Genomic DNA, 7,834 nt, shown 5'->3' on the forward strand with positions numbered 1-7,834 from the left:
CTGTGTTCCCGTATTCGGGGCGCACTTTACCGGGCGGAGGCGAATCGCTTCAAGCGGCGGGGCGTTGGCCGGCCGCCTTCGGCTCGGGCAGGTGCTGCGGCGAGACCGCCAGGTAGCGGGAGGGCGGGACCGGATCGCTGACATGGAAGGCCTGTGCCCTGGCCACAGTGGTGCGGTCGTCTTCGCTCATGCGCATGGCTTCGCGCAGGTGGTCGGTCCAACTTTCGACCCACCACACCTCCAGCCACGCTTCGGGGTGGGCGACGTCCTGGTAGAGTTGCCATCCCACGGCACCGGCACGGCCGCGCACGTCGTGCACCTCGGCCATGACGGAGAGGAAGGCCTCCTGCCGGGCCGGGTCGATGCGGTAGTGCTGGGACTCGAGCACGCGGCCGCGGGCATCGCGCACCACCGAGACGAATTCGGGAGCGACGGCTTCCGGGGAGGGTGGGGCCGGTGCGCGAACGCCGCCGGCATGCGGCTCAGCATCGATATCCCAGCTGCGGGCGAAGACCGAGAGCACGAGCCCGGTGCCGGCGGCCGCAAGCATGGACACGGTGAGGCCCATCTCGGTGGCGAGCCAGCCCCAGAAGAAGGTGCCGAGGATCATGGCGCCGTTGAACGCGAGCTGGTAGATGGCCAAGGCCCGGGACCGCACCCAGGCCGGAGCCGAGAGCTGGGCGGCGCCCTGGGCCACCGCCGAGGAGGCGACCCAGCCGAGGCCGAACAGCACCATGCCGACCGCGGCGGGCAGCCAGTGCGTCGACACCGCCACCACCACCATGCCCGAGCACGAGCAGATGGTTGAGAGAAACACGATGTTCCCGCGGCCGAAGTGCCGGCGGATCTGCGGCAGTATCAGGCCGGCGGTGACACCGCCGGCGCCCATCAACCCGAGCAGCATGCCGTACGTGGCGGCACCCATGCCGAGCTGCTGCTTCACGATCAGCGGCAGCATGGCCCAGGGTGCGGCGGCGGGGCCGAAGAACGCGGCGGACCGCAGCATCGCCGCCCGCATGACGGGCGTGTAGCGCACGAAGCGCATCCCGACGCGCATGGCGCTGAGCAGCTGCTCGCGCGGCAGCGCGCTGCGGCGGACGCGGCGGCGCCATGACAGCAGCACCACAATGACCGCCAGGTAAGACACGGCGTTGAGTCCGAAGGTGACCGCCGGGCCGCCGAACAGCAGCAGGAAGCCGGCGATCGCCGGGCCGACGGCGCGGGCCAGGTTGAAGCCGACGCCATTCAGCGCGATCGCCTGCACGAGATCGTGGCGGGGCACCACCTCGGCCATCACGCTGCCCCAGGCGGGGCTGTTCATCGCGGCGCCGGCGCCGATCGCAAAGGTCAGCGCCAGCAGGCTCCAGATGCCGGTCTGGCCGGTGAAGGTGAGCACCGTGAGCAGCGCGGCCGCGGCCAGCATCCATGTCTGTGTGCCCAGGATGAACAGGCGCTTGTCGACGATGTCGGCGAGGGCGCCGGCCGGCAGCGCCAGCAGGAACACCGGCAGGATGGTGGCCGCCTGCACCAGGCTGACGGTGAACGCATCCGGCGCCAGGGAGGTCATCAGCCACCCGGCGCCGGTGTTCTGCAGCCAGACGCCCAGGCTAACGACGACGTTGGCGCTCCACAACATGCGGAACACCTGATGGCGCAGCGGCGCGAGAGAGGCGGGAAGCGGCATGTTGGAATATTTGCCCGTGGCTGGCGGGGAGGGGAAGCAAACTTACAGGAGCAATGTGGCGGAATTGCTGATTCTATCGCCGATGCCCCGCGCAGCCCGTCACGGCCGGCGCAAAACTCTGCCCGGCGGCGCGGTGCGGACAGGAGCGGTTGCGGCCAAGCATCGCGGGGCGCGGGGGCGCCCGGTCAGTCCTCGACCCGGTGCACGTCGTGCACGACGATGCCTTCATCGGGCGCGGGCATGCGCAGCCAGTCCTTGTGCCGCAGCGTCCGCCTGGTGTCGCGATAGCCGCTGTCCCAGTGGTCGCGCATGGATGCGGCGCTGAACTCGTAGTCTTTGGCCTGACTCTCGTAGTCCGCCTGCTGGTAGATCAAGTGGAGAATCGCGATCTCCGGCAGGTCGGCCAGTATCTGTTTCTGGACCCGGTCGTCCGCAGACAGTTCCGCCTCGGGAATCCGCGCGAGCAATTGGCGTATTTGCAGCCTCATCTTGTGCATGCGCATGTACATGTCGGTGGTCAGGCGGGTGCGGCTGGAATACCGGATGTCCTTCTGCCGGGCGAGCACGTCGTGCATGTCGCGCGGGATGCTGCCGCGGGCGCTGAACAGATCGACCTGGAAGACCAGCACGTTGTCGCAGCCGATGTTCTCGACGAGGTGGCTCAGCGGGGTGTTGGAGACGAGGCCACCGTCCCAGAAACAATCGGTGCCGACGCGCACCATCGGCAGCGCCGGCGGCAGTGCGCCGCTGGCCATGACGTGTTCGGGGACGATCTCGTTGGTAGCGTTGTCGAAGTAATAGAAATTGCCGTTGGCGACATTGACGGCGCCGCAGGCGAAGCGTGTCTGGCCGCTGTTGATCAGATCGAAATCCACGAGCCGCAGCAGCGTCTCGCGCAGCGGCGCGGTGTTGTAGAAACTGGTGGCCTGCTTGCTGCCGCGGGGAGACAGCCAGGGGCCGGGCATGTTCACGTCGAAGAACCCTGGCTGGCCGCGCAGCGTGGTCAGCAGCGCCGACCAGCCATTTCGCGCCCGGCGAGCATCGTCGCCGTCCAGCGTGAACAGCGAGACCGACTGGGTTGTGATCATCTCCCAGAATTCGCGCAGTCGTTCCAGCCGCCGCTCGGGCGGGTTTCCCGCGATGATGGCCGAATTGATGCCGCCGATCGACACGCCTGCCACCCAGTCCGGCTCGAGTCCTGCTTCGTGCAGCGCCTGGTAGACGCCGGCCTGGTAGGCGCCCAGGGCCCCGCCGCCCTGCAGGACGAGCGCGACATGGTCGCAATTCTCCGGGCGCCACGGTGCGCGCGGTTGCCGATTGGGGGGTAGGGCGCCGGCGTCCATCGATATCGTCCCCATGCGAGAGATGCGTATCGAGACGTGGTCGGTCTGGCGGGGCCGGTCAAGCTTTGGCGAGCGGCGGGGCCGTGACAGTTTCTTCACATGAACGCAGCGGTGCGAGCGTGCATGAAGGCGCACGCACCGGAGCAGGAGGCGAAATGACCCGCGATGAAATCCTTTCCGCGCCGTCGATGCCGCTCGCAAGCCCCAGCTATCCGAAGGGTCCGTATCGTTTCATCAACCGCGAATATCTGGTGATCCACTACGAGAGCGACCCGGAAGCGATCCGCGCCATGCTGCCCGAGCCGCTGGAGCCGGACGGCAACCATGTGTTCTTCGAATGGATCAAGATGCCGGACAGTTCCGGCTTCGGCAGCTACGAGGAGGCGGGGTGTGGGATCAACGCGCTGTGGCGCGGCCGGAAATGCACCTACACCGCGCAAATGTATCTCGACGACGAAGCGCCGACCACCGGTGGCCGCGAGATCTGGGGCTTTCCCAAGAAGATCGGCAACCCGGAGTTGCGCGTGATACACGATACGCTGACGGGCACGCTGCATTACGGCCACCGAGAAGTCGCGCTGGGCACCATGGGCTACAAGTACCGGAGCCTCGAGGCGGACCGGGACCAGACTGTGGCGGCCCTGCAAGGGTTGGTGGTGGTGCTGAAATTCATTCCCGATGTCGACGGCACACCGAAGATCGCCCAGCTTGTCGGCTTTCACATGCAGGACGTAGCGTTGAAGGGAGCCTGGGATGGCCCCGCCCGGCTGCACCTGGTGCCACACGTCAATTGCCGCGTGGCGGACCTGCCCGTGCACAAGATTCTGTTCGGGCGGCACATGATCGCCGACCTCACGCTGCCCTATGGCACTGTCCTTCATGATTACCTGACCGGGCGCAATGAATGAATAAGGCGATGATTCTCAGGGAAAGAGGGGCCCTCGTCACGGAAGCGGCCAGTGGCATCCGTCTCGGTATCGCGGATGCGCCGGCCGCCCGAGGCCGATCCGCTGTTCCAGGTATACGCAATCGTTAAGGTATCGCGCGAAATTCACAATCCAGCCGCGTTGACGGCGCGAATATCAGCAGTTCGGGGCTGATTGCCGGTTGCATCGGGCCACTTGCGCGAGCGTATCGGGGCGTTCGATTTCGTAAACTTGCTCGTTTGACTCAAATCTACGCCTGCGCCCGCGTTCGCCGGTATGCTTAATAATACGTTCGGAGGACGAAGTCCGGCGAGATGCCCGGATTTTTGGCAGGGCCGTCTTCGAGGCGTGGCTCGTGAGGCAAGGCCAAAGTCGGGCGCATACGTTTTTGGTTGGGATCGTGATCATCCATAACTGGGGAGCTGGGCCTGTGACCAATGCAATCAAACGCTGCCTCGTCGTCGGATCGCTGATGTCGGCCGTGGCCTTGACCGGCTGCGGTGTCTCCCAAGGTGTCTCCCAAAGCGACTACGATGCGCTCCAGGCTAAAAATCAGCAGCTGCAGCAGCAGGTGACAGCGCAGGCGGCGCAGATCAACCGGCTGGTGGGCGCGATCAAGTACACCGTCAACAGCGACTTGCTGTTCCCGTCGGGAGGCTGGGAGATGAGCGCTCAGGGGCAGCAGATCATCGCCAGGTTGGCGGCGCAACTGGCACCGACGCAGCAGAACAAGATCGTGGTGAACGGCTATACCGACAACGCCCCGATCGGTCCGGAGCTGCGGCGGCGGGGCATCAGCTCGAACCAGGATCTGTCGCAAAAGCGTGCCGAAAACGTGATGCAGTTCATGATCTCGCAAGGCGTGAAGCCGGATCTTGTCTCGGCGCGGGGGTTCGGCGAAGCGGACCCGGTTGCACCGAACGACACGGCGCAGGGCCGGGCGCAGAACCGTCGCGTGGAGCTGACGCTGGCCGGCGGCACGGGTAGCTGAGCCCGTGGCTTGTCGCCGGGCATAGCGATTGCCGTCTTCGCGGGGGCGCCTGGCGTCATGTCGGGCGCCCCTGTTGCCGCCGGTCGAAGCCACGAGGAGCCGGCTGCAGGCGTGCAGCCGCCATAAGGCCTCTCGGCGGAAGCGTTGTAATCCCTGAACCCTCCACCGGCTCGTGCCACCTGCTCAGGCGGCACATGATTGCCGACCCGACCCTTCCCTATGGCGCGGTTCTCCACAAGTATCGGACGGAGCGCAACGTAGGAGCGACGCCATGAGCCTCAACGGAAAAGCAGCACTCGTGACCGGATCGACCAGCGGCATCGGCCTGGGCATCGCCCATGCGCTGGCCGCCGAGGGTGCCAACATCCTGATGAACGGGTTCGGCGATGCCGGCCAGATCGAGGCTCTGCGGGCCGGGACGGCGGCGAAGTTCGGAGTGAAGGTGGCCTATTCCCCGGCCGACATCAGCAAACCCGACCAGGTGGCGGCGATGGTGGCGCAGGCGCGGACGGAGCTGGGCGGCCTGGATATTCTGGTGAACAACGCCGGCATCCAGTTCACCGCCAATATCGAGGATTTCCCGGCGGAGCAGTGGGACCGGATCATCGCGATCAACCTTTCGGGTGCGTTCCACGCCACCAAGGCGGCGATCCCGGGCATGAAGGCGAAGGGCTGGGGGCGGATCATCAACATCGCCTCGGCGCACGGGCTGGTGGCCAGCGCGCAGAAGGTGGCCTATGTGGCGGCCAAGCATGGCATTCTTGGGTTGACCAAGGTTGCGGCCATCGAGCTGGCCAATTCGGGCGTTACCTGCAACGCGATCTGCCCTGGCTGGGTGCTGACGCCGCTGGTGCAGAAGCAGCTGGAGGACCACGCGCAGAAGGAAGGCAAGGACATCGAGGCGGTGAAGGCCGAATTCCTGGCCGAGAAGCAGCCGATGCGGCAGTTCTCTACGCCCGAGCAGATCGGGGCGGCCGCGGTGTTCCTGTGCTCCGAGGGGGCGAAGACGATCACGGGGATTCCGCTGTCCGTGGACGGCGGCTGGGTGGCCCAATAGGTCAGGCGGGCTGGGCCGTTGCTTGCGGGCGATGCCGCGCGCGATGGGGGGGTCGATCAGCGCGAGGACCGGGCCGCCGGTGGGCCGTGCCGGGCCGCGCACCAGCGGCTCGTCCAGCGTTCGAGCAGTTCGCGCTGCCGGGCGGTGCCGCCGCTTTCGATGATCACGACCGGGGTGCGCGGGCCAGCCCGTGGGCCAGCAGGCCCGCAGCCTCGGGACCGGCGCCGACCAGGAGCACCTTGCCATCCCGCGACCGGCTGGTGGAGACGGCGCGGGTGAACTCGGCGCGGGCCGCGTCCTCGTGCCCGGCGGAGGCGGGATCCGCTGCGTGTCCGGTCAGAAGGCGCTCGGACAGCCGGTGGCGGATTTCGGTCTGGAACGTGCCGGCAAGGGTGGCGGGACGGCCATCGGGGGAGACTAGTGCCTCGGTCCTAGCACGGACCAGGCGGGTCAGGGCAGGGCCATGGGCGCTTGATGGGGCAGCGGTTGGAGTGCTTGCCGACCGCAGGGCTTGCGTGGTCTAGAGGCGCAACGAAAGAACGGAGCGCGGCGTGGCTATATTGCTCACTGGGGCTGCAGGATTCATTGGCTATCACGTCGCCGGTGCGCTGCTGGCCCGTGGCGAGCAGGTGGTCGGGATCGACAACCTGAATTCCTATTATGACGTTCGTTTGAAACAGGCGCGGCTGGAGCGTCTGGCTGACCGGCCAAAATTCGATTTCCACCCGCTGGACGTGTCCGATCGGGTGGGAATGGAGGCGCTGGTGGCAGCCAACCCCGATATCACGGACATTGTGCATCTGGCGGCGCAGGCGGGGGTTCGGCATTCGATGGTCGATCCCTACGCCTATGTGACCTCGAACGTGATGGGGCATCTGGTGATGCTCGAGACGGCCCGGCATCTGCGGGGGCTGCGGCATTTCGTGTACGCCAGTTCGTCGTCCGTGTATGGGGCCAACCGGGCATTGCCGTTCGCCGAGGCGGACCGGGTGGACACGCCCTTGTCGCTGTATGCGGCGACGAAGCGGGCGGATGAGCTGATGAGCTATTCCTATGCGCATCTGTATGGGGTGCCGCAGACCGGGCTCCGCTTTTTCACGGTCTATGGGCCATGGGGGCGGCCGGACATGGCGTATTTCTCGTTTGCGCGGGCGATCATGGCGGGTGAGCCGATCACCGTTTATGACGAAGGGCGGCTGCGGCGGGACTTCACCTACATAGATGACATCGTGGCCGGTGTGGTCGGGTGTCTGGACCGGCCGCCGACGGGCGGGCCTCCCCACCGCGTTCTGAACATCGGCAACAACCGCAGCGAGGCGGTGGCAACGCTGATCGAGTTGCTGGAATCGGCGCTGGGCCGGCGGGCCATTCTGCGCCACGCCCCCCGGCCTTTGGCCGACGTTACCGAGACCTGTGCCAGCGTTGACGCGATCGGGGAACTGGCCGGATTCGCGCCGACAACCCCGCTATCCGTTGGAATCCCTCGGTTTGCGGCCTGGTTCCTGGGCTGGCAGGGCGACAAAGTCACATGAATGCAAAGAAGGGGGTTGACCGGGCCGGACGACTCCCCTAAATCCCCGCTCACCGAACGACGCGGTGGCTTGCATCGCCCGGGCGGTTCCGCTAAAACTCTCGGTCTCCGCTGAGAGACCCGAGTCGGCTAGAACGATCAAGCCATACCAAGTGGTGTGGTTCTGATCGGCTTGGTTTTGTTCTTTCACAATAGAATCTGGAATTGGAAGGGATACGTTGGCGGCGCCCTGAGGTTGATCCTATGAGGATTGATGGTTTGGGCATTTGGTTAGGTTGGGTTTGATGGCCTGGCTTGGCTTG

General features: G+C 66.1%; 6 protein-coding genes. 4 read left to right on the plus strand and 2 right to left on the minus strand.

The annotated features are described in order from the left end of the window. Positions 1-49 precede the first annotated feature (49 nt). Positions 50-1,684, minus strand: a complete 1,635-nt coding sequence (locus OL599_RS16255; protein WP_264714881.1) for an MFS transporter — start codon at positions 1,682-1,684, stop codon at positions 50-52. 185 nt (positions 1,685-1,869) lie between these two features. Continuing rightward, complete coding sequence (locus OL599_RS16260; RefSeq protein ID WP_264714882.1) at positions 1,870-3,027, minus strand: patatin-like phospholipase family protein; 1,158 nt, start codon at positions 3,025-3,027, stop codon at positions 1,870-1,872. A 65-nt stretch (positions 3,028-3,092) separates the two neighbouring features. Between OL599_RS16260 and OL599_RS16265 the strand changes: the two genes are divergently transcribed. The 4 genes from OL599_RS16265 to OL599_RS16280 all read left to right on the plus strand — a co-directional run bounded on the left by OL599_RS16265 (position 3,093) and on the right by OL599_RS16280 (position 7,533). Continuing rightward, the gene (locus OL599_RS16265; RefSeq protein WP_264714883.1) at positions 3,093-3,935 is read left to right on the plus strand and encodes an acetoacetate decarboxylase; all 843 of its coding nucleotides are present in this window, start codon (positions 3,093-3,095) and stop codon (positions 3,933-3,935) included. A gap of 448 nt (positions 3,936-4,383) precedes the next feature. Next, positions 4,384-4,944 (plus strand): OmpA family protein, encoded by a 561-nt coding sequence (locus tag OL599_RS16270; protein ID WP_264714884.1) that lies wholly within the window; start codon positions 4,384-4,386, stop codon positions 4,942-4,944. 271 nt (positions 4,945-5,215) lie between these two features. Further along, complete coding sequence (locus OL599_RS16275; RefSeq protein ID WP_264714885.1) at positions 5,216-6,001, plus strand: 3-hydroxybutyrate dehydrogenase; 786 nt, start codon at positions 5,216-5,218, stop codon at positions 5,999-6,001. A gap of 551 nt (positions 6,002-6,552) precedes the next feature. After that, positions 6,553-7,533, plus strand: coding sequence for an NAD-dependent epimerase/dehydratase family protein (locus OL599_RS16280; protein WP_264714886.1), 981 nt, complete (start codon positions 6,553-6,555; stop codon positions 7,531-7,533). Positions 7,534-7,834: the final 301 nt, after the last annotated feature.

The sequence above is a fragment of the Limobrevibacterium gyesilva genome (assembly GCF_025989185.1).
GTDB classification, from domain to species: Bacteria; Pseudomonadota; Alphaproteobacteria; order Acetobacterales; family Acetobacteraceae; genus Limobrevibacterium; species Limobrevibacterium gyesilva.